We start from the raw sequence: 20,534 nt of genomic DNA, 5'->3' as shown, positions 1-20,534 counted from the left end.
TTGACTGCGGAGGGCGTCCATGAATGCCATTGCCAGAGCGATCGACGCCATCAACGAGCTGTTCGGGCGCCTGATCGCGCCGCTGATCGCCGTGATGACTCTGATCGTGCTTTACGATATCGCTTCGCGCTTTTTTCTCGGGCGGCCCAGCGACTGGGCCTTCGATGTGACCAAGATGCTGTTCGGCGCCCATTTCATGCTGATGGCCGCTTACGGGCTCAAACACCACGCCCACGTCGAGGTCGACGTGCTCAAGCGCCTTTTGTCACTAAAGCGCCAGGCGGTGCTCACGCTTTTGGGCTATCTGATCTTTTTCGTGCCTTTCATCTGGATGATGCTGAAATACGGCTGGCTGTTTTTTGATCGCGCCTTCAGCCGGGGCGAAACGACGTACGGCATGGTGGCGCTGCCGGTCTACCCCATCAAGGGTGTGATCGTCGTTGCCGCCGCGCTGATTCTACTGCAGGCGATTGCGATCGTGCTGCGCGCCGTGATTGCCCTGCGAGAGGAGCGCTCCCATGAACTTGAGTCCTGAGCTATTGGCGCTGGCGATGTTCGGTGGCCTGCTGGTCGGGCTGTTCATGGGCCATCCGCTCGCCTTCGTACTCGGCGGCGTGGCGGTGATCGGCGCCTTTCTGGGCCCTGGCGAGCGAGTGCTGGGCACCTTGATCAACAACATCTTCGGCAACGCCATGGACAACTACGTGCTGGTAGCGATTCCGCTATTCGTGCTGATGGCCAGGTTTTTGAACGACTCCGGCGTCACCGAGCGTATGTTCGACGCCATGCGCCTGCTCCTTGCTAACCTGCGCGGGGGCTTGGCGCTAACTGTGGTCATCGTGTCCGTGCTGCTGGCGGCGACCACCGGCATCGTCGGCGCGTCGATCGCGGTGATGGGCATGATCGCGCTGGTACCGATGCTCAAGTACGGCTACAACAAGGAGCTGAGCGCCGGGGTCATCATGGCCAGCGGCTGCCTGGGCATTCTGATTCCGCCGAGCATCATGCTGATTTTGATGGCGAGCTATTCGCCGGTCTCGGTCGGCGCGCTGTTCGCAGGTGCCATGGTGCCCGGCGTCATGCTGGGGGTGATGTACGCGCTTTACGTGCTCTTGATCTGCCACTTCAAGCCTTCCTATGGACCGCCTGTGCCAAAAGAGGAGCGCGCGGAGGTGAGTACCGGCGAGCTCTTGAAGATGCTCGGCAAGTACGTGGTGCCGCCGATGGCGCTGATTCTCGGCGTTTTAGGGGCGCTTTTCACCGGCATCGCCACCGCCACCGAGGCCTCGGCGATTGGCGTTCTGATCGCGTTCATCCTGTTTTTGATCTTTGGTGATCGCAAGCTTTCGACCTGCTACCGCACGCTGATCGACGCGGGCAAGACCACCACCATGGTTATGCTGGTGCTGGTCGGCGCGACTGCCTTCACCGGCGTGTTCTCAAGGGGCGGCGGCATGCAGGTGATCCAGGATCTGCTGCTGGCCATGCCCGGCGGCAACACCGGCGCGCTGATCATGATGTTCCTGCTGGTGTTCGTGCTGGGGATGTTCCTCGACTGGACGGGCATCGTGTTGTTGAGCTTTCCCATCATGCTGCCGATCATCCAGCAGATGGGGATCGATCCGCTCTGGTTCGTGGTCATGGTCGCGGTGGTACTGCAAACGTCGTTTCTCACCCCGCCGTTTGGCTACGCGCTCTTTTATCTCAAGGGTGTCGCCCCGCCCGGGGTAGAGATCGTCGACTTGTACAAGGCGGTGATTCCCTTCTGCGCGCTGATTCTGATCGCTTGCGTGCTGATGGCGTTTTTCCCGGTGCTGGTCACGGGCCTGCCGGGGCTGATGGTCGGCTATTGAGCACTTGCCGCCGCCTTCGGGCGGCGGCGTCTTTTTCGAGCTGCTCACTCTTCTCTTGTCACACCGCCCCTAACTTAGCTGCGCCGCTTCCCGCGCGGTGATACTATTCTCGGCCGCACTCTTTTCTCGTTTTAAGCTTTTCCATTTCAAGGACTACCGCGCCGCCCTGGAGGCCTTTCGTGTCGACGCTCCCTCACCGCTTGCCGCGGGCCGCGGGCCGTATCGCTCGCGCCCTGTCGCCTTGGTCGCTGGCGCTTTTTGGCGTGGCCCTGGCGGTGGCGCTGCCGATTTTGATCGTGCTCGGGCACGTGCTGGTGCCGACCGACGGTATCTGGGGGCACCTGGCCAGCACCGTGCTTCCGCGCTATCTGATCAATACCTTGTGGCTGACACTCGGGATCGGGCTGGGGACGCTGATCATCGGTACCGGCTGCGCCTGGCTGGTGGTAATGTGCCGCTTCCCCGGCCGGCGAATCTTCGAGTGGGCGCTTTTACTGCCGCTGGCGGTGCCGACCTACGTGATCGCCTACGCCTATACGGATTTTTTCCAGGTCGCGGGGCCGTTTCAGAGCGCGCTGCGGGCGTGGTTTGACTGGCAGTACGGCGACTATTACTTTCCCAACGTTCGCTCGCTGGGCGGGGCGACCACGCTGATCACCTTCGTGCTCTACCCGTATGTGTACCTGCTGGCCCGCGCCTCGTTTCTGGAGCAGTCGGCGGGTATGCTGGACGTGGGCCGCACCCTAGGGCGCGGGCCTTGGCGGCTCTTTTTCAGCGTGGCGCTGCCGCTTTCACGTCCGGCGCTGGTAGGCGGGGTGTCGCTGGCGTTGATGGAAACGTTGAACGAGTTCGGCGCGGTGCAGTTCTTCGGTGTGGATACCTTCACCACCGGCATCTACCGCACCTGGTTCGGGCTCGGCGAGCCGGTGGCCGCCGCGCAGCTGGCGGCGTGTCTTTTGAGCTTCGTGATCGTGCTGGTGCTGCTGGAGCAGGTATCGCGCGGCAAGCGGCGTTACTTTCACGCTGCCGGCCACCGCCAGCCACTGCCGGAGTATCGGCTGGGCGGCGGCGCCTCGGCGGCGGCCACGCTTGCGTGTGTGGTGCCGATCATCGTCGGCTTTCTGCTGCCCGGCGGCATTTTGCTCCACCTGGCACTCACCCAGGGCGATGCGCTGTTGGGCACCCGCTTTCTGCGCTTCGCTTTCAACAGCCTGAGCCTGGCAGGTATCGCGGCGCTGATCGCCGTGGGGCTGGCGGTGGTGCTGAGCTACAGCGTGCGGCTGCATGACACCGCCCCGGCCCGGCTGTTCACCCGCGTGGCGGCGATGGGCTACGCGATTCCAGGCTCCGTGGTGGCGGTGGGCATTTTGATTCCCTTCGCCTGGCTCGACAGCACGCTCAATACGTGGCTGCACGCCCGCTATGGGGTGATCGTGGGGCTCGTGTTCAGCGGCTCGGCGTTCATTTTGATCTACGCCTACGTGGTGCGCTTTCTGGCGGTGTCGTTCAACGCCGTCGAAGCGAGCCTTGGCAAGGTGACGCCGAGCATGGACGCCGCCTCGCGAACGCTTGGCCACACCGCAGGCGCCACGCTCCGGCGGGTGCACACGCCACTGATGCGCTCGAGCCTTCTGGCGGCGGGCATTCTGGTGTTCGTCGACGTGATGAAGGAGCTGCCGGCGACGATGATTCTGCGCCCGTTCAACTTCGACACCCTGGCGGTGCGCGCCCACAGCCTGGCCTCGGACGAGCGTTTGGCCGAGGCCTCGACGGCTTCGCTTGCCATCGTGCTGGCAGGCATCGTGCCGGTGATTCTGCTCAGCGTGGCGATGCGCCGCGGCGGGGGAAAATGAAGACCTGGGAGTGATCCAGGTCGATCTCTATCGGCTGGCCGGGCGCGGGCAGGTAAACCCCGGGCACCCGGGCATGCAGGTGGGACTCCGCCCCACTTTGGGCGTGGGCGCAGAGATGCACTAGGCTCGCCCGCCCCAGAAGCTTGGCCATCACCACGTGACTGTGGCGGTGTTCCCCCATAGGCAGGTCGAGCGGCTTCAGACGCAGCGCCTCCGGGCGGATCATCACCTGCACCGGGGTCTCGTCGTCGAGCCAGTCCGCTTTCAAAACGCCGACCGGCGTCTCGACCTGGCCGTTTTTCACGCGCCCTTCCAGCTCGTTGACCTCGCCAAAAAAGGTCACTACGAACGGGTCCACCGGCAGGCAGTAAAGCTCATAGGGCGTGCCGGTCTGGACGATCTGGCCGTCGCGCATCAGCGCGATGCGATCCGCCATGAACATCGCCTCTTCCGGGTCGTGGGTGACCAGCAGCGTGGCGGTGCCCAGATGCTTGAGCACGTGGAGCGTATCGTCACGGATTTGATCGCGAAGCCTGGCGTCGAGACTCGAAAACGGCTCGTCGAGCAGCATCAGGTTGGGCCGGGGCGCCAGCGCCCGGGCCAGCGCCACCCGCTGCTGCTGGCCGCCGGAGAGCATGTGCGGGTAGCGGCTGGCGTGATCCGCCATGCCCAGTTGCTCGAGCAGCGACTGCGCCCGCGGCGCCCTTTCGCGCCTTGGCAGGTGCTTCAATCCGAAGGTAACGTTATCGAGCACGCTCAAGTGTGGAAACAGCGCCGACTCCTGAAACGCCAGCCCAACGCTTCGTTTCTCCGGCGGCCGGTGCGCCAAATCGGGCCCGGCGATCGCCTCGCCATCGAGACTCACCCGCCCCTTCTGCACCGCTTCGAGCCCCGCGGCGATGCGCAATAGCGTGGTTTTACCGCAGCCGGAAGGCCCCAGCAGACACATGACTTCCCCCGGATTGATCACCAGCTCGACGCCCTTGACGACGCGGTGATCACCGAAGGCGTGTTCGATGTCCTGAAGCGCGAGCGCCGGCGCAATGAAGGTGTGGGCGGTAGACGAGGTCATGGTCTCTCTCGGTAAGGGGCAAGCCACAGGGTTAGAAGCGCCATTGTATTTTCAATCCGCCGCGCTTTCATCCGTTTACCTCAACGGATGCGTCTCGTTTTCATTTGACTTGACCCGCGCGCAGGGAACCGTTTCAATGTCGGCGAATGAAAACCATTATCAAAAAATAAGCCCTCTAACCATTTGTCCACCGGAGAACAACGATGAAGAGAACGCTCACCTTGATGCCCCTTGCCGCCGCCGTGATCGGTGCTGGCGCCGCGGCCAGCGTCCAGGCCGACGAGGTCAATATCTACTCGGCTCGTCACTACGACTCCGACGAGGTGCTTTATCAGGCCTTTACCGATGAAACCGGTATCGAGGTGAACGTGCTGGAAGGCGACTCCGACCAGCTGATGGAACGCATGCAGCGTGAAGGCATCGCCAGCCCCGCCGATGTGATGCTGACCGTGGACGCGGGCCGGCTGTGGCGCGCCGAAGAGGACGGCCTGTTCCAAAGCGTCGACTCCGAGGTACTCAACGAACGCCTGCCCGAGGCGATGCGCCACCCCGACGGCCTGTGGTTCGGCTTTAGCCAGCGCGCCCGGGTGATCTTCTACAACCCGGAAACCGTCGATCCAGGCGAGATCGCCACCTACGAGGCGCTGGCCGAGCCCGGTCTCGAAGGCCGCGTGTGCATTCGCTCGTCGAACAACATCTACAACCAGTCGCTGCTCGCCTCACTCATCGAGCACCACGGCGCGGAAGAGGCCGAAGTCTGGGCCCAGGGCGTGGTGAACAACATGGCCCGCGACCCGGAAGGCGGCGACACCGACCAGATTCTGGGCGTGGCCAGCGGCGAGTGCGACGTAGCGGTGGCGAATCACTACTACTACGCGCGCCTTCTGAATTCGGACGACGACGCCGAACGCGAGGCCGCCGAGCGCGTGGAGATTCTGTTCCCCAACCAGGATGATCGCGGTACCCACGTCAACGTCGGCGGCGCGGGGCTGGTCAATAACGCCCAGAACCCGGAAAACGGCATTCGTTTCCTGGAGTTTTTGGCCTCCGATGAAGCTCAGGAGATTCTCGCCGAGCGCAACTACGAGTTCCCTGTGGTGGACAACGTGGCCAAGGACCCGCTGCTCGACTCCTGGGGCGAGTTCAAGCGCGACGACATCAACATGAGCCTTTTAGGCGAAAACAACCCGGAAGCGGTGCGCATTTTCGATCGCGTGGGCTGGCGCTAAGCCTTGAGCCCAAAGAAACGGCCCGCCTGATGGCGGGCCGTTTTGGTTCTAACGCCTCGATCAAAAAGCCACCAGGCTTGCGCGTCGGGCAGCCCGTAGCGAGGGTCTTTCGCCAGGGATGGCGAAAGTAGCGCCCAGGGAAGGGTTCACAGCGCCCTGGCACAGGGCTGCGCGACGCCGCTATGAATCTACTGCCCTCACTTATCGAGAACCTGGCACGTCAGTGCGCCTCGTCCCAGTTATCGCCGGTTTCCGCCTCGACGATCAGCGGCACTTTCAACTCCGCCGCGCCTTGCATGCGCGTTCGGATCTCGTCGATGAAGGTCTCGACCTGCTCTACCTTCACCTCGAACACCAGCTCGTCGTGTACCTGCATGACCATCAGCGCGTCGAACTTGCTCTCAGATAGCCAGGCGTCGACGTCGATCATCGCCTGCTTGATGATGTCGGCGGCGGTGCCCTGCATCGGCGCGTTGATCGCGGTGCGCTCGGCGCCCTGACGGCGGTTACGGTTTTGCGAGTGGATCTCCGGCAGGTACAAACGCCGACCCAGCACGGTTTCGACGAACCCGTCTTCGGCGGCCTGAGAGCGAATGCGCTCCATGTAGCGCGCCACGCCCGGGTAGCGGTCGAAGTAGCGGTCGATGTAGGTCTGCGCTTGCCCGCGTTCGATATGCAACTGGCGCGACAGCCCCCAGGCGCTCATGCCGTAGATCAGCCCGAAGTTGATCGCCTTGGCGCTGCGGCGTTGGTCGCTGGTGACTTTTTCAAGCGAGGTGCCAAACACCTCCGCTGCGGTGGCGGTGTGGATATCGCGATTTTCGGCAAACGCTTCCAGCAACCCTTTGTCTTCAGAAAGATGCGCCATGATGCGCAGCTCGATCTGCGAGTAGTCGGCGGCGACGATCTTGTAGCCGGGCCGGGCCACGAACGCCTGGCGGATCTTGCGGCCCTCCTCCGTTCGGATGGGAATGTTCTGCAGGTTCGGGTCACTCGACGACAGCCGCCCGGTGGCGGTGACCGCTTGGTGGTAGCTGGTGTGGACCCGCTTGCTCGCCTTGTTGATCAGCCGGGGCAGCTTGTCGGTGTAGGTGGATTTGAGCTTGGAAAGCCCGCGGTGTTCCATGATCACCTTGGGCAGCGGATAGTCCAGCGCCAGTTCCTCGAGCACCGCCTCGGCCGTGGAAGGCGCGCCTTTGGGTGTCTTCTTGATGACCGGGATTTTCTGCTCTTCAAACAGAATCTGCCCGAGCTGCTTGGGCGAGCCCAGGTTGAACTCGCGCCCGGCAAGCTCGAACGCCTTTTTCTCGAGCTCGCGAATGCGCGACTCGAGCTGTTGGCTCTGCTGGTGCAGGCGCTCGTCGTCGATGGCCACGCCGTTGCGCTCGATGCGCGAGATCACCTTGATCAGCGGCAGCTCTAGGTGGTCGAGCACATCAGAAAGACGTCCTTCTTTTTCGACCAGCGGACGCAGAGTGTCGTGCAGGCGCAGCGTGATGTCGACGTCCTCGCAGGCGTAGGGCGCGGCCTCCTCCAAGGCGATCTGGTTGAAGGTGAGCTGCTTGGCGCCCTTGCCGGCGATCTCTTCAAACGAGATGGTTGTCTCGCCCAGGTACTTGAGCGCTAATGAGTCCATGTCGTGACGGGTGGCGGTGGAGTTGAGCACATAAGACGCCAGCATAGTGTCGGCAAGCGGCCCGGCCACCGTGATGTCGTAGTTGGCGAGCACCGAGATGTCGTACTTCAAGTTCTGGCCGATCTTGACCGCTTTCGTGCCCTCCAGAATCGGCTTGAGGGCTTCCAGCACCTCGCTACGGTCGAGCTGGGCCGGGGCGTCGAGGTAGTCGTGGGCCAGCGGTATGTAGGCCGCCTCCCCCGCCTCGAGGCACAGGCCCACGCCGACGATCTCCGCCTCCATGTAGTTCAGGCTGGTGGTTTCCAGGTCGAAGCAGAAGCGCTCGGCCTTTTCGAGCCGCTTAAGCCACGCGTCGAAGGTTTGCTGATCGGTGATGACGTGGTCTTCCCGCGCCGCGCTGGGCGTGGGCTCATCTACTTCGCTGGGGGCGGGCTCGCCGCCGGCCACGTCGTCGACGCCTTCGTCGCGGCCTTCGAGCAGCTCGGCAAGCCACTGCTTGAACTCGAGCGCCTGGTAGAGCTCGGTGAGCTTTTCGCGATCCGGGTGGGCGATCTCGAGATCATCGAGGCCCACCGGCAATTCGCAGTCGGTCTTGATGGTGGCGAGCTGGTACGACAGATACGCCTGCTCACGGTTTTCCTCGAGCTTTTTCGGCAGCGTTTTGGCGCCGCGAAAGCTCAGGGTTGTCACTTTCTCCAGATCACCGTAGATGGTGTCGAGCCCGCCTTCCATGCCTTGCAACAGGCCGATTGCGGTCTTCTCGCCCACGCCGGGCACGCCGGGGATGTTATCGACCTTGTCGCCCATCAGCGCCAGATAGTCGATGATCAAGCTGGGCGGAAGACCAAACTTCGCCTCTACCCCGGCCTCATCCAGCGTCTCGTCCTTCATGGTGTTGACCAGCGTGATGTGACCGTTGACCAGCTGCGCCATGTCCTTGTCGCCGGTGGAAATCACCGCGTCGCGCCCGGCTTTGGTCGCTTGAAAGGCGAGCGTGCCGATCACGTCGTCCGCCTCGACGCCTTCGATGCACAGAAGCGGCAGGCCCAACGCGCGCACGCAGTCGTGGAGCGGCTGGATTTGGCCGCGCAGGTCGTCCGGCATCGGCGGGCGATGCGCCTTGTACTCGCTGTACATGTCGTCGCGAAAGGTCTTGCCCGGGGCGTCGAACACCACCGCCATGGGGCTTTTCGGGTAGTCCTTGATCAGGCGCTTGAGCATGTTGATAACGCCCTTCACGGCGCCGGTGGGCTGGCCATTGGAGGCGTTGAGCGGGGGCAGCGCGTGAAAGGCGCGGTAGAGATACGACGAGCCGTCGACGAGCACGATTGGAGCGCGGGCCATAACCGGGTTCCCTATTGATGAGTAGCGGTCGCAAAATGCGGATGGCCTTATGATACGCGCTCCTTTGCGCTAATGCAGAGACGGCGAGGAAATCGTCTTAACGCTGCCAAGTGGCGCGCTGACTCGCTACAATGGGCGCTCAAAAATTCGGGCGAGAAAACGATGGCAGTATTCACCCCGCTTGGCGACGCGCAGGTCGCTACCTTTCTGGAAAAATTCGACGCAGGCCGGCTCACCGCGCTCCAGGGCGTGGCCGGCGGCACGGAAAACTCGACCTTTTTCGTCACCACCGACCAGCGCGAGCTGGTACTGACGCTGTTCGAGCAGGGCGAGCACGAGGAGCTGCCGTTTTTCGTCGAGCTGATGGATTACCTGGACGAGCACCGCATTCCGGTCCCCGGCCCGGTACACGACCGGGAAGGCGTTGCGCTTCAGAGCCTGGCAGGCAAGCCGGCACTTTTATTTCCGCGCATGCCGGGCAGCCACCCCGCCCACCCGAACCTGGCCCAGTGCCAAGCGCTGGGCGATGCGCTGGGGCGGCTTCACGTGGTCTCCCAGCACTTTCCCGGCCAGCGCCCCAACCCGCGGGATCTTCACTGGCTGCAGGCGGTCCACCACAAGGTGCTAGGGTACCTGAGCCCGGAAGATCAGACGCTGATGAAAAACGAGGTCGATGATTTCGAGGCCGCGTTCAATCAGTTTGACGAGCTTCCCACCGGGGCGCTGCACGGCGATCTGTTTCGCGACAACACGCTGTTCGAGGGCGATACGCTTGGCGGTATCATAGATCTCTACAACGGCTGCACCGGGGATCTGCTGTTCGACGTGGCCATCGTGATCAACGACTGGGCCACCGAAGAGGATGGCTCGCTCAACCGTGAGCGCTACGACGCCGTGCTCGGGGCGTACCTGGCCCGCCGCCCGTTCAGTGATGACGAGCGCGCGCTGTGGCCGGTGATGCTACGCATGACGGCCCTTCGCTACTGGCTTTCGCGGCTGTTAGTGGTTTACGTGGACCCGCCGGCCCATGACCTGACGCCCCACGACCCGGAGCGTTTTCGCACCATTTTGAAGGCGCGCATCGCACACGGCGCGCTGCCGCTACCCGAGGTGACTGCTTAATGAGTGAATCGCTGACCGCCCCGAACGCCGCCCAGCGCGCCCGCCGTACCTGGAACATCGACCAGTGGGGCAGCGGCTACTTCGACGTCAACGACCAGGGCCAGGCACTGGTCAGGCCGCTGGGTAGCGACATCGACGGGCCGGTGCTGCCGCTCAACGCGCTGGCCCGCGAGCTTCAGGCCGCGGGGCTACGCCTGCCGGTGCTGGTGCGGTTCAGCGACATTCTTCACGACCGGGTCGAGCAGCTCTGCAGCGCGTTCGACGGTGCCATGCAGGAAGCCGATTACGCTGGCGGCTACACCGCGGTCTACCCGATCAAGGTGAACCAGCAGCGCCGCGTGGTCGAAGAGATACTGGCCACCGCCGAGCGCGGCAGCGGCCGCGTGGGGCTCGAGGCAGGCAGCAAGCCGGAGCTTCTCGCCGTGCTGGCGCTTTCCGATGCCGGCTCGTCCTTGATCGTGTGCAACGGCTACAAGGATCGCGAGTACGTGCGCCTGGCGCTTTTAGGCGAGAAGCTCGGTCACAAGGTGTATCTGGTGGTCGAGAAGCTCTCCGAGCTTTCGATGATCCTCGAGGAGGCGCGCGAGCTTGAGGTCACCCCGCGCATCGGCCTGCGCGCCCGGCTCGCCTCGGTGGGCAAGGGTAAGTGGCAGAACACCGGCGGCGAGAAATCAAAGTTCGGCCTCACCGCCAGCCAGATTCTCGAGGTGGTCGAGACGCTCAAAAGCCAGAACGCGCTGGAAAGCCTGCAGCTAGTGCACTTCCACCTCGGCTCGCAGATCGCCAACATTCGCGATATCCAGCGCGGGCTTCGCGAGTGCGCCCGTTTCTACCAGAACCTGGTGGCCCTCGGCGCGCCGGTGGACACGGTGGATGTCGGCGGCGGTTTAGGCATCGACTACGAAGGCACGCGCTCGAGAAGCGACTGCTCGGTCAACTACTCGATGCGCGAGTACGCCCGCAACGTGGTCAACGCCTTCGCCCAGCTCTGCCAGGAGGCGGATCTGCCCGCGCCGCACTTGATCAGCGAATCCGGCCGGGCGCTGACCGCCCACCACGCGGTACTGATCACCAACGTGATCGGCGAGGAGCGCGTCGACGACACGCCGCCGGCGCGCGATCAAACCGACGACCCGCAGGTCGAGGCGCTGTGGCGGGTGTTCGACCAGCTCGAGGAAGTTCAGGAGCCGCGGGTGCTGGTCGAGGCGTGGCACGACGTACTCCAGGCGGTGAGCGAGCTGCACGAGCGCTTCGTGCTGGGGCTTTCCAACATCGACGCCCGCGCCCAAGGCGAGCGACTCTACATGGCCGCCTGCGCGCGGCTAAAAGGTCAGCTCGACAGCCGCAATCGCGCCCACCGCGAGATTCTCGACGAGCTGGCCGAAAAGCTCGCCGACAAGCTGTTCGTCAACTTCTCGCTGTTTCAGTCGGTGCCGGACGTTTGGGGCATCGAGCAGATTTTCCCCGTGCTGCCGCTGACCGGCCTCGACGCCCCACCCACCCGCCGCGCGGTGATTCAGGACATCACCTGCGACTCCGACGGGCGTATCGATAGCTACGTCGACGGCCAGGGCGTCGAGAGCACCCTGCCGCTGCCCGAATGGCCGGACGACAACGAGCGCTGGCTGGGCTTTTTCCTCGTCGGCGCCTATCAGGAAATTCTCGGCGACCTACACAACCTGTTCGGCGACACCGACTCCGTCGATGCTGCGCTCAACGAGCGCGGCGAGTGGGTCTTCTCCAACCCCCAAGCCGGCGACTCGGTGGCCAACGTGCTGGGCTACGTCAACTTCGACGCCCGCGTGTTGCAACGTAAGCTGTTCGACCAACTGACTAAAAGCGGCTTTTCCGAGGCGGAGCAGGCGCGCTTTGCGGCGAGCCTCAACGAGGGGCTGGAGGGCTACACCTACCTCGAGTAGCGCCGCTGATTAAATTTGCAGGCATGAAAAAGGGGCCGCCGGCACTGAGCCGGCGGCCCCTTTTTACGTTTGCGCCGTTACTCGACGACGGAGGTGTTGACCTCGAGCCCGCCGGTCAGCGTCAGTTTGAGTGAAGCGCCGCGGGGCAGCTCGCCGACGCCAGCCGGCGTGCCGGTCAGCACGACGTCGCCCGGTTCGAGGGTGAAGTGGCGGCTCATCTCCGCCACCAGCGTGGGGATTGCGAACAGCATGTCCGCGCCTTCGCCGTACTGGCGCTGCTCGCCGTTGATCTCGAGAGTAAACGTTAGCGCGTTCCAGTTGGGTACCTGGCTTAGCGGCAAAAACGCCGAGAGCGGGCAGGCGCCGTCGAAGGCCTTGGCGATCTCCCAAGGGTGGCCCTTCTCCTTGAGTTTGGTCTGCACGTCGCGCAGGGTCAGATCGAGCGCCAGGCCAATTCCGACAACGGCGCGCTCGGCTTGCTCGTGAGTCGCGTGGGTCAGCGGCTCGCCGATCAACAGCGCCAGTTCGGTTTCAAAATGTACCTCGCCGCGCGAGAAAGGCGGCTCCAGCGGCTGGGTGATGTCCACCGCGCTGGTCGCCGGCTTGATGAACAAGAGCGGCTCGGAGGGAACCGGGTTATCGAGCTCCTTGGCATGGTCGGCGTAGTTGCGGCCAACGCACACGATTTTACCCAGCGCGTGGGGAAACTCCTGGCCATCGGTAAACCGGGAAACAAAACGCATGGCGGGTACTCTCCTTCTCGTTATACGTGCCTGGGCAGGCGCACTAGTCTACCCCACCCGAGCGCCGGCACAACAACTCGCCCCGCTTTTTTGCTGACCGCCATTTTGCCGGCTACCAGCGATCCACACACGGCTATCCGCCGCCTCGCAGGCCGCTCAGCTCATGTAGACGTGCCCGTACATCAAGCGCTCGTCGAAGCCGGTTTGCTCTTTCAATTGCTCAGGCTCGAGCAGCTTGACGACGGTGCGGCTTTTACGGATCAGCTTTTTTTGCTCGAGCGCGGTCATGCAGCGGCTGACGTGGACGCTGGTCATGCCTAGAAGCTCGCCGATCACTTCCTGGGTCACGGGCAGCGAGAAGGTATCGGCATCGCCATCCTGCTTGAAGCGGTAGCGCGCGTAGACTTCCAGCAGGTAGTGGGCAACGCGCTCCTCCGCCTTGTGGTGGGTGCAGCTTCTTAGCCGGGCGATGGCGATATTGTCGTTCACCATGACATAAGAAATGATCGCCTTTCTTATATCATCGTGCGCCTCGAACAACGCATGCATATCTTCGGCCGCGACTCTTTCGAGCTCGCAGTGCTGCAGCGCTAGAATGGCCACGTCCTGATGATTAAAAAAGCTTTCACGCAGGCCCACGATATCGCCGGGCATATAGACGTTGCCGATATCCTGGCCGTAATTTTTCACCGACTGACAAATGCCCACCCAGCCTTTCTTCACGACAAAAAGACGGGGTTTGCCCTCCTGCAGAAAAAAAAGCTTTTGATGCCTGCGCAGTGCGACGGTTTTCACACCGATACTACCCAACAGGCTCTTTGAAGAAGCGCCGATAGGGCTGTAAAGCCCCAGCGTGTTAGCGAGCGTGATGCGCTTATCCTTGGAACCGCGATCGTCGAGTAGCGGTGTAGAGCTACCTGCTTCCATTAAATCGTATCCATAAACATTCTACTTATTGCGCACTGCCGAAGGCCTGCGTAGATCGGGACGCTCTATTTTACGGCGATTATTCACGCGCCCGAGTAAAACCGAGTCCGGTAAAGCATGGCGAGCAGCACACTGGCCCATCACGGGAAACCGCACACCTTTGCGCCCGATAAACTTAACAAGGATTAAACAACCGGCAATTATCCAAGGTGATCAAAGACCCATGCAGGCGTTTTAAATCAGGCAGATGATAATTGAGCATCGGGAATTCTTTGTCAAAGAATAGAGCTATTAAAAATAATAACTTATGTTATTGAAACAAAATCTTTATGTAGAAAAGCAACTACCAGGACCAACGAAATAGCACAAAACAATAAACAAGTGCGCTTTAAAAACCACTCAACGGCAACTTAACGAGCCACAATAACTAAAGACACTTGAACCAAACGAATTAAAAGCCAAACCTCGGCCTAAAACCGAGGTTTAGCAAAAAAGTAAGTTTTAAAATTCGAATCACTCGGTAGAGTTTAGCGTGCCGTCTTGGGAGCGCTCCAAAAAGACGCGCGTGGTTTCATCAAAATGCTTGTTGAGCCATGTTGCCATGGCCACTTCTTCCTCGAGACTTTCGCGGCAAATTTGGGAGATTTCCGCCTCTTTTGCGTGATCCGCCGCCTTGATGATCGCTTTGTAGCTGGCGATTTCAAAATGCTCGAATGCGTAGGCGGCAATACTGCTTTTGACAACGTCATCGTCATCCACGGCAGCGCTCAGGGTGTGGTGCGGTGCTGCTGGCTGCGCGCTGGAATCCTTGGCATCGGTATCCAAAAGCCCCATGCAGTGTTCGAGTTTTTTTATCTGCCCTTTTGTCTCTTCAAGATGCTCTTCGATACGCTGTTGCAGAATCGGGTAGCGTTCGAGTCGTTGAACCTGGGCGCCGAGCATCTGCTCGGCCTCTAATTCCATGGCATGCGCGTTACGCAGCCAGCTCAACAGGTGCTTGCTTTCCATGGCGACCTCTCGTCGACCGACGATGGCACGGCTCTCTCTGCCTTAATGCCGCGACGGTCTCGTCTTGAACCGAGGCTGCCAGCACGTCCTTGCTCTGGCAGAGGATGGCCGCTCATCCCTGAGCCCGATCGATCGACAGCTTTTGAGAGACTCCGCTTTCACGCTGCGACCTCACTTTTCCATAAGAAATAGTCAAGGCGTTCACCCGCTCGTTTTTTCCCAAGCAGGGGGCCTTTAAATGAAATAATAGCCGTTCACTTCAGCATAGGCGGGCCTTGCCTAACAGCAAGACAAGTAAACATAGCGGATATCCGAGCACCTGGTATTTGATTAAAGGAGTGCCCATCCCCCTTGCCTACCAAAAACCTCGAGTGGCGCTTTAAAGCCAAAATGCCGCTCTTATCTACCTATATGAGAGCGGCGCTTCTTAAAATGGCCGCTTGGCGAGCGGCCTGGTAGAACGGTTAGTCCGACTGCGGCGACCAGTCGGCATCCGGGCCATGGGCGAGAAAGCCGGGGCGCTGTTTGGGTGCCGCGAAGGGTTCGCCGCAGCGGTTATCCAAACGGTTGAACACGAAGAACACGTTGCTGCGCGGGTCCGGCGAGAGGTTCGCGTTGGAAGCGTGCAGCGTGTTGCAATCGAACAGCAGCAGCCCGCCAGCCTTGCCCTTCGGGGCTTCGATGCCGTGTTTGGCCACCAGCTCGCTTAGCGCGTCGGCGCTCGGCACGCCCACTTCCTGGGCTTTCAGCGAGCTTTTATGATTATCCTTTGGCGTTTCACCCAAGCACGGAACGAACTCCTTGTGCGAGCCGGGAATCAGCATCAGCGGCCCGTTGAACTCGTGGTTATCGGTCAAAATGAGCGAAGCGCTAACTGCGTCCATCCGCGGCATGCCGTCTTCGGCGTGCCAGGTTTCAAAGTCCGAGTGCCAGTTGAACCCTTTTCCCGCAAAGCCCGGCTTGTAATTGATGCGCGACTGGTGAATGTAGGGGTCGTCGCCGATGATCTGGCGCGCCGCACCGGCGACACGTTCGTCCGAGGCGAGCGCGCCCAAGCGCTCGGAAAGCTTGTGAACGGCGAACAGCGAGCGAATTTCGTTACTCTCGGGCTCGGTGATGCTGAACTCGCGGTTGCGAAACTCATCCCGGTTCATCAGCTCGGTAATGTCATCGCAAAGCGCGTCCAACTCATCGCCGCTAACCAGGTTGGGGATAAATAGAAAGCCCTTTTGCTCGAACTCTTCAAGCTGCGCTTCGGATAGCGGCCCATCGAGCGTGCCCCCTTTTACCACCGCATCCTGTCGGGGCTGGGTCAACGAGGCCGGGGCTTCGGCCAGTCGTGTAGGATAGAGATCCTGCGCGCTGGTCGCTTGCGTCGACGGCATATCGCCGAGTTCGCTGAACTGTTTATGGGCGGTCACAACATTAAGCGGTGTGTTGGTGACTGTCATCTAATCCACTCCTTGTATGATTAAACTTCAGATCGATAAATAACGCTTTAAAAGCGCTATAAAGGTGTAGTGTTAAGGTAGCCAATATAAAAAGGCTTGCAACCCGTAAACGACTACCCTATAACGCACGTTATGATCACAACGCCAACTTGCTCATTTCAACGACTTTAACCTATCAACCCCGCAGTCAAAGCGCTTTTTACCGTTATTTAGCTGCTATTTACGCCTATTCAACCTGTTAATTTAAAAAAGCTCGTATAGAAATCGGGCCAATTTTGAGCGCTCTTGTACTTGCATAAGGCAAAACTCATCAAACGGTATTAAAAGATACAACATGGATTAAATAAATCGGCGATTATTATTAATATTTGATAAATAAAAAACACGCCACTGTTTGGTTTTCCATTTGTCGAAAAGATGTCTTTTTATCTCTACGTTAGCAAAGTTTTCAACCGAATCGTCACTTGCCACATAGCGCTGTCTAACCGCTTTTCAACCTGGGGCGAGCTTTAGTCGTATCGACTCCAATTGCGCCTTCTCCCAAGCCCACGATTCGAGATAAATCAAACGTTTGAATCGATTCCTTTCTATCTAAATTGTATTATTTTGCTCAATTTCGCCTATAGCCTGCCGATAAAAAATCAACTTCTGGATTAACATCGATTAATTCCAAAGGCATACCCACTCCCGCCACCGTGCAAGAGATAGGCAAATGCTCAAGGCATTACACCGTATCCCCATGGGACGTAAATTCATTCTCGTGCTGTTTCTACCGCTGCTCACGATGGTGTGGCTGGCGGCCTCCGGCATTTTGGAGCGCAGTGAGACGGCTGCAAGAATGAACGCGCTGCAACGAATGACAACCCTGAGCCAGCACGCCGGCGAGCTGGTACACGAGCTTCAGCGCGAACGCGGCATGTCGGCCGCCTTCCTGGGCAGCGGCGGGCAGAACTTTCGCGTCGAGCTTCCCGAGCAGCGTCGCCAAACCGACCAGGAGCTCGATCACCTCGACACGTATCTGGCCGATTTCACCTTTACCGACGCCGATGCCGCGCTCAAAACGCAGGTGACACAAGCCGAGCAGCAGCTAAGCGAACTCGCCACCGTACGCCAACAGGTCGACCGGCTGGGCGTGAGCGGCGACCAGTCGACCGCTTACTATTCCGGGATCAACGCGCTGTTGATCGATATCGTTAGCCGCCTGACGTTCAGCGTAGAGCGCGGCGAGATCGTTCGTCAGCTCAACGCCAACTACCACCTGCTCAACGTCAAAGAGCTCGCCGGCATCGAGCGCGCGGTGCTAACCACCGCTTTTAGTACCGATACGCTCTCTCCCGCTGCTTATAGCAACTTTCTCTCGCTGGCGGGCCGCTCGAGCGCCTATCTTCGCAGCTTCGAGATGCTCGCAACGCCAGAGCTTTCGCAGCGGCTGGCCGAGGTACGTCAAAGCCCGCTGGCACAAAGCCTAGCCGCTATGCGCCAGATCGCCATGGAGCGCGGCGTGGCCGGTGGCTTTGGCGTCAATCACCAGACCTGGTTCGATCAGCAAACCCAATTCATCGATCAAATCAACGAAGTAGCCCAGCAGGCTTCGAACCACCTGCTCGGTACGGCCCAGCAGCTGCACAGCGAGGCGATCCGTGGGTTGATCCTCTATCTGGTCGCTTTTCTTGCCGCCACCCTGTTGGCCCTGCTGCTGGCGTTTTTAATCGTGCGCAGCATCACGCGCCCGCTTCAAGCCGCGCTGGAAAACATTCAAAATCGCGGCGGTGATTTGACCCAGCGCCTGGCGGTGCCGGGTAGCGACGAGCTCTCAACGCTCTATCTGGCTTTTAACGACTCGACGTCCAAAACCGAAGAGCTGGTCGCCAGCATCAAACAGAGTGCGCTTTCCGTTGAGCTTGCCAGTAAGGAAATCGCCAAGGGTAATGCCGACCTTGCCCAGCGCACCGAAGAGCAGTCTTCTTCGCTGGTACAAACTGCCTCGAGCATGGAGCAGATCACCGCCAACGTCAGGCAAAGTGCGGATACTGCTCAGCAGGCGCGTCTGTCTACCCAAGACATGGCCGACCAGGCCAATGAAACAAGCCACGTCGCCCAGCAGGCGCGTACGGCCATGGAGCAGATCCATCAGGCGAACCAGAAAGTCACTACCATCATCGAGGCAATCGATAACATCGCGTTTCAGACCAACATTCTTGCGCTCAATGCCTCCGTTGAAGCAGCACGCGCCGGAGAGCAAGGTCGCGGATTTGCGGTGGTAGCGTCGGAAGTGCGCAATCTGGCCAGCCGCAGCGCAGAAGAAGCCAAGCAGATCCGGCTTTTAATCGACAACAACGTCGACAGCATTAGAGATGGCTCAAACCTGGTGAACTCGACCAGCGAGGCGCTTACGACCATCGCCGAACGCGCCCAGCACACGGCGTCTCTGGTCACCGAGATATCCGCCGCCTCGAACGAGCAGTCATCGGGTATCGAGCAAATCAATCAAGCGCTTGCCCAGCTCGACGAAGTCACTCAGCAAAATGCAGCCTTGGTTGAGGAAGTGGCGACCGCCAGCGGCTCGCTGGATGACCAAGCGGTGGATATGGCGGAAATGGTGGGGCGATTCAAGGTGGGTGAAAAGGAATATACGCCGGAGCTGGCCCACAGCGGCTCCTAGTAAGCGCCTGTAATCCATGAAATGGGAAATTAGAGGGCAATGCTGTCGCTAATAAACGATATAAAACGCAGTAATAACAGTACAGTGGAGTGCGAAGGCTTCCACGCGTAATCGCATGGAGCGTCCTTACTATGGGGGAAGCGATCAGTACGTCACCAGGTTTCTGTAGAGCGGTTTCGTAATCCAGGATTAGAAGCAATCGGAGCAGCTACTCCATGATGGGCATCACCACCAATATGACGAGTCTTGCTTTACAGCACAATCGAGTCACGGCTCGAAATTCTGCTCAAACAGCAATACAACGCCTGTCATCCAGTTTGCGCATCAACAGCTCCAAGGATGATGCCGCGGGACGTGCGATCGCCAACAAAATGGAAAGTAGTATTAGAGCCAACGCCCAATCACAGCGAGGCATGAATGATGGTATCAGCCTGATACAGACGGCTGAAGGCGGACTGAATAGCATCAATAACCTGCTCCATCGCGCCAATCGTTTAGCCGTCCAGGCCGCGACAGCAACGCTTTCCTCAAGTGACCGCGCCGCTATTAACGGCGAATACATACAACTGCGGGAAGAGATCGACCGTATCGCCAATACGACAGAAGCGTTTGGCAAAACGCCTTTGGCGCCGTCCAAACCGGCACCGGCACCGGCCCGTCTGGGAAATACTGAGCATATTACGGCCAAGTTGGACGATGAAATCCAGAATTTCCACTCCGGCATCGTTCCGCTTGCTTATATTCCAGCCGGGGCCACTCAGGTGCGTATCGAAATGGACTCCCTCAAGGTCGATGACGATTTGCAGCTTTTTACGTTGGACGGTAAACACCTGGTCGGTACGCCGATCATTGGTTCGAATGAAAGCCCGACCGACGAAGTCTGGGCATCGCGTAACATTGATGACATTGCCTCGGCGAATAGTTTGATGACGACCGAGAATGGTCTCTTGCCGGGGGCTACTTACGATGCCTCGGTATTTCATGACGCAACAGGTCAGTATGATATCGACAATCCACCCGTCGATTTTGATTACAACGGCATGAGAATTACTTATAGCGGCGATCGAGACCGCGCGTTTGATCCAGAGGATGGAGAGGACTTCAATAACGGCGATCTTTCTAATGTCACCGCACCGGAGATGGATGAAGTTATCACCATCGACAAGACCACCGAGCCTTTAATGCTACTGGTGGTTGGGCGCGGGATATTTTACGCCAAGGCGACCTGGGACGAGATGCCCATCGAGTTAGTAGAGCCTGAGCCCACATCAGCGCCTATCAGCCAGCCGACGACCATCATCACGCGCGCAACTTATGGCAACGAGCTTGAAAGCGTGACTATCAAGGCGACCCCTGCCGACCACCGTTCGCTAGGGCTAGAAGATATTTCACTGGACTCGATTGAGGGTGCGCGCGAGGCGCTGTCACATCTTCAATCCGCGCTACAAACCGTAGATGATTACCGCGGACATTATGGCGCCAAGCAAAATAGACTTGAGAGTGCGATTGAAGGCAGCGAAAACCAGACCACGACGCTGTATGCCGCCCAATCTCGTATCATGGATACCGACTATGCGAGAGAAAGCAGCCGTTTGGTCAAGAGCCAGATTTTACAACAAGCTGGTGATGCTCTTTTGGCTCAGGCAAACCAGTCATCGCAGAACGTTTTGGAATTACTTAATCTTATTCGCTAATACTGTATTTTTTGGAAAGCT

Annotated in this window: 14 protein-coding genes; 8 read left to right on the top strand and 6 right to left on the bottom strand. The window is 59.8% G+C overall.

Annotated features, from left to right (window positions below; all coding sequences use genetic code 11):
* The first annotated feature begins 19 nt into the window (after positions 1-19).
* The 3 genes from MQW23_RS02230 (at position 20) to MQW23_RS02220 (ending at position 3,706) form a co-directional block, all read left to right on the top strand.
* Complete coding sequence (locus MQW23_RS02230; protein WP_252106190.1) at positions 20-535, top strand: TRAP transporter small permease subunit; 516 nt, start codon at positions 20-22, stop codon at positions 533-535.
* Positions 519-1,853 (top strand): TRAP transporter large permease, encoded by a 1,335-nt coding sequence (locus MQW23_RS02225; protein WP_252106189.1) that lies wholly within the window; start codon positions 519-521, stop codon positions 1,851-1,853. Before MQW23_RS02230 ends, MQW23_RS02225 begins: the two co-directional genes overlap by 17 nt.
* 179 nt (positions 1,854-2,032) lie before the next feature.
* Positions 2,033-3,706, top strand: a complete 1,674-nt coding sequence (locus MQW23_RS02220) for an ABC transporter permease (RefSeq protein WP_252106188.1) — start codon at positions 2,033-2,035, stop codon at positions 3,704-3,706.
* Here the strand turns inward: MQW23_RS02220 and MQW23_RS02215 are convergent.
* Positions 3,672-4,778, bottom strand: a complete 1,107-nt coding sequence (locus tag MQW23_RS02215; RefSeq protein ID WP_252106187.1) for an ABC transporter ATP-binding protein — start codon at positions 4,776-4,778, stop codon at positions 3,672-3,674. The two genes, MQW23_RS02220 and MQW23_RS02215, sit on opposite strands and share 35 nt — an antisense overlap.
* Positions 4,779-5,002: 224 nt before the next feature.
* Here MQW23_RS02215 and MQW23_RS02210 point away from each other — a divergent pair, with 224 nt between their 5' ends.
* On the top strand, positions 5,003-6,007 hold the full coding sequence (locus MQW23_RS02210) for a Fe(3+) ABC transporter substrate-binding protein (RefSeq protein WP_442908580.1): 1,005 nt from the start codon (positions 5,003-5,005) through the stop codon (positions 6,005-6,007).
* A gap of 220 nt (positions 6,008-6,227) precedes the next feature.
* Here MQW23_RS02210 and polA read toward each other — a convergent pair whose 3' ends face one another.
* Positions 6,228-8,987 carry a DNA polymerase I gene (gene polA / locus MQW23_RS02205; RefSeq protein WP_252106185.1) on the bottom strand — a complete coding sequence of 920 codons (2,760 nt, stop codon included), beginning with the start codon at positions 8,985-8,987 and terminating at the stop codon, positions 6,228-6,230.
* 162 nt (positions 8,988-9,149) lie between these two features.
* On the opposite strand from polA, the gene MQW23_RS02200 reads away from it, so the two are divergent.
* Together MQW23_RS02200 and speA are read left to right on the top strand one after the other, a co-directional pair.
* Complete coding sequence (locus tag MQW23_RS02200; RefSeq protein ID WP_252106184.1) at positions 9,150-10,109, top strand: homoserine kinase; 960 nt, start codon at positions 9,150-9,152, stop codon at positions 10,107-10,109.
* Positions 10,109-12,028: a biosynthetic arginine decarboxylase gene (speA, locus tag MQW23_RS02195; protein ID WP_252106183.1), complete on the top strand. Its 1,920-nt coding sequence runs from the start codon at positions 10,109-10,111 to the stop codon at positions 12,026-12,028. The genes MQW23_RS02200 and speA overlap by 1 nt, the downstream gene beginning before the upstream one ends.
* A gap of 77 nt (positions 12,029-12,105) precedes the next feature.
* On the opposite strand, the gene MQW23_RS02190 is transcribed toward speA, so the two are convergent.
* The 4 genes from MQW23_RS02190 to thpD all read right to left on the bottom strand — a co-directional run bounded on the left by MQW23_RS02190 (position 12,106) and on the right by thpD (position 16,157).
* Positions 12,106-12,771, bottom strand: a complete 666-nt coding sequence (locus tag MQW23_RS02190) for a fumarylacetoacetate hydrolase family protein (RefSeq protein WP_252106182.1) — start codon at positions 12,769-12,771, stop codon at positions 12,106-12,108.
* Between the two features lie 156 nt (positions 12,772-12,927).
* Positions 12,928-13,698, bottom strand: coding sequence for a Crp/Fnr family transcriptional regulator (locus MQW23_RS02185; RefSeq protein ID WP_252106181.1), 771 nt, complete (start codon positions 13,696-13,698; stop codon positions 12,928-12,930).
* A 513-nt stretch (positions 13,699-14,211) separates the two neighbouring features.
* Complete coding sequence (locus MQW23_RS02180) at positions 14,212-14,706, bottom strand: ferritin-like domain-containing protein (RefSeq protein ID WP_252106180.1); 495 nt, start codon at positions 14,704-14,706, stop codon at positions 14,212-14,214.
* A 464-nt stretch (positions 14,707-15,170) separates the two neighbouring features.
* Positions 15,171-16,157 (bottom strand): ectoine hydroxylase, encoded by a 987-nt coding sequence (gene thpD / locus MQW23_RS02175; RefSeq protein WP_252106179.1) that lies wholly within the window; start codon positions 16,155-16,157, stop codon positions 15,171-15,173.
* 712 nt (positions 16,158-16,869) lie between these two features.
* On the opposite strand from thpD, the gene MQW23_RS02170 reads away from it, so the two are divergent.
* Both MQW23_RS02170 and MQW23_RS19400 read left to right on the top strand, forming a co-directional pair.
* A complete protein-coding gene (locus MQW23_RS02170) occupies positions 16,870-18,819 on the top strand; it encodes a methyl-accepting chemotaxis protein (RefSeq protein WP_252106178.1) in 1,950 nt (649 codons plus the stop codon).
* Positions 18,820-19,034: 215 nt separating this feature from the next.
* Positions 19,035-20,513, top strand: coding sequence for a flagellin N-terminal helical domain-containing protein (locus MQW23_RS19400; RefSeq protein ID WP_286086807.1), 1,479 nt, complete (start codon positions 19,035-19,037; stop codon positions 20,511-20,513).
* The last annotated feature ends 21 nt before the right edge of the window (positions 20,514-20,534 follow it).

It is taken from the genome of Halomonas sp. S3-1-1, assembly GCF_023757625.1.
Classification (GTDB): domain Bacteria; phylum Pseudomonadota; class Gammaproteobacteria; order Pseudomonadales; family Halomonadaceae; genus Vreelandella.
Note: the sequence above shows the minus strand (reverse complement) of the source record. Positions and strands in the feature narration are given on the sequence as shown.

Coding starts and splice junctions, on each gene's coding strand:
- thpD (WP_252106179.1), bottom strand. CDS start 16,157: ATGACAGTCACCAACACACCGCTTAATGTTGTGACCGCCCATAAACAG.
- MQW23_RS02180 (WP_252106180.1), bottom strand. CDS start 14,706: ATGGAAAGCAAGCACCTGTTGAGCTGGCTGCGTAACGCGCATGCCATG.
- MQW23_RS02185 (WP_252106181.1), bottom strand. CDS start 13,698: ATGGAAGCAGGTAGCTCTACACCGCTACTCGACGATCGCGGTTCCAAG.
- polA (WP_252106185.1), bottom strand. CDS start 8,987: ATGGCCCGCGCTCCAATCGTGCTCGTCGACGGCTCGTCGTATCTCTAC.
- MQW23_RS02200 (WP_252106184.1), top strand. CDS start 9,150: ATGGCAGTATTCACCCCGCTTGGCGACGCGCAGGTCGCTACCTTTCTG.
- MQW23_RS02215 (WP_252106187.1), bottom strand. CDS start 4,778: ATGACCTCGTCTACCGCCCACACCTTCATTGCGCCGGCGCTCGCGCTT.
- MQW23_RS02190 (WP_252106182.1), bottom strand. CDS start 12,771: ATGCGTTTTGTTTCCCGGTTTACCGATGGCCAGGAGTTTCCCCACGCG.
- MQW23_RS02230 (WP_252106190.1), top strand. CDS start 20: ATGAATGCCATTGCCAGAGCGATCGACGCCATCAACGAGCTGTTCGGG.
- MQW23_RS02170 (WP_252106178.1), top strand. CDS start 16,870: ATGCTCAAGGCATTACACCGTATCCCCATGGGACGTAAATTCATTCTC.
- MQW23_RS19400 (WP_286086807.1), top strand. CDS start 19,035: ATGATGGGCATCACCACCAATATGACGAGTCTTGCTTTACAGCACAAT.
- MQW23_RS02210 (WP_442908580.1), top strand. CDS start 5,003: ATGCCCCTTGCCGCCGCCGTGATCGGTGCTGGCGCCGCGGCCAGCGTC.
- speA (WP_252106183.1), top strand. CDS start 10,109: ATGAGTGAATCGCTGACCGCCCCGAACGCCGCCCAGCGCGCCCGCCGT.
- MQW23_RS02225 (WP_252106189.1), top strand. CDS start 519: ATGAACTTGAGTCCTGAGCTATTGGCGCTGGCGATGTTCGGTGGCCTG.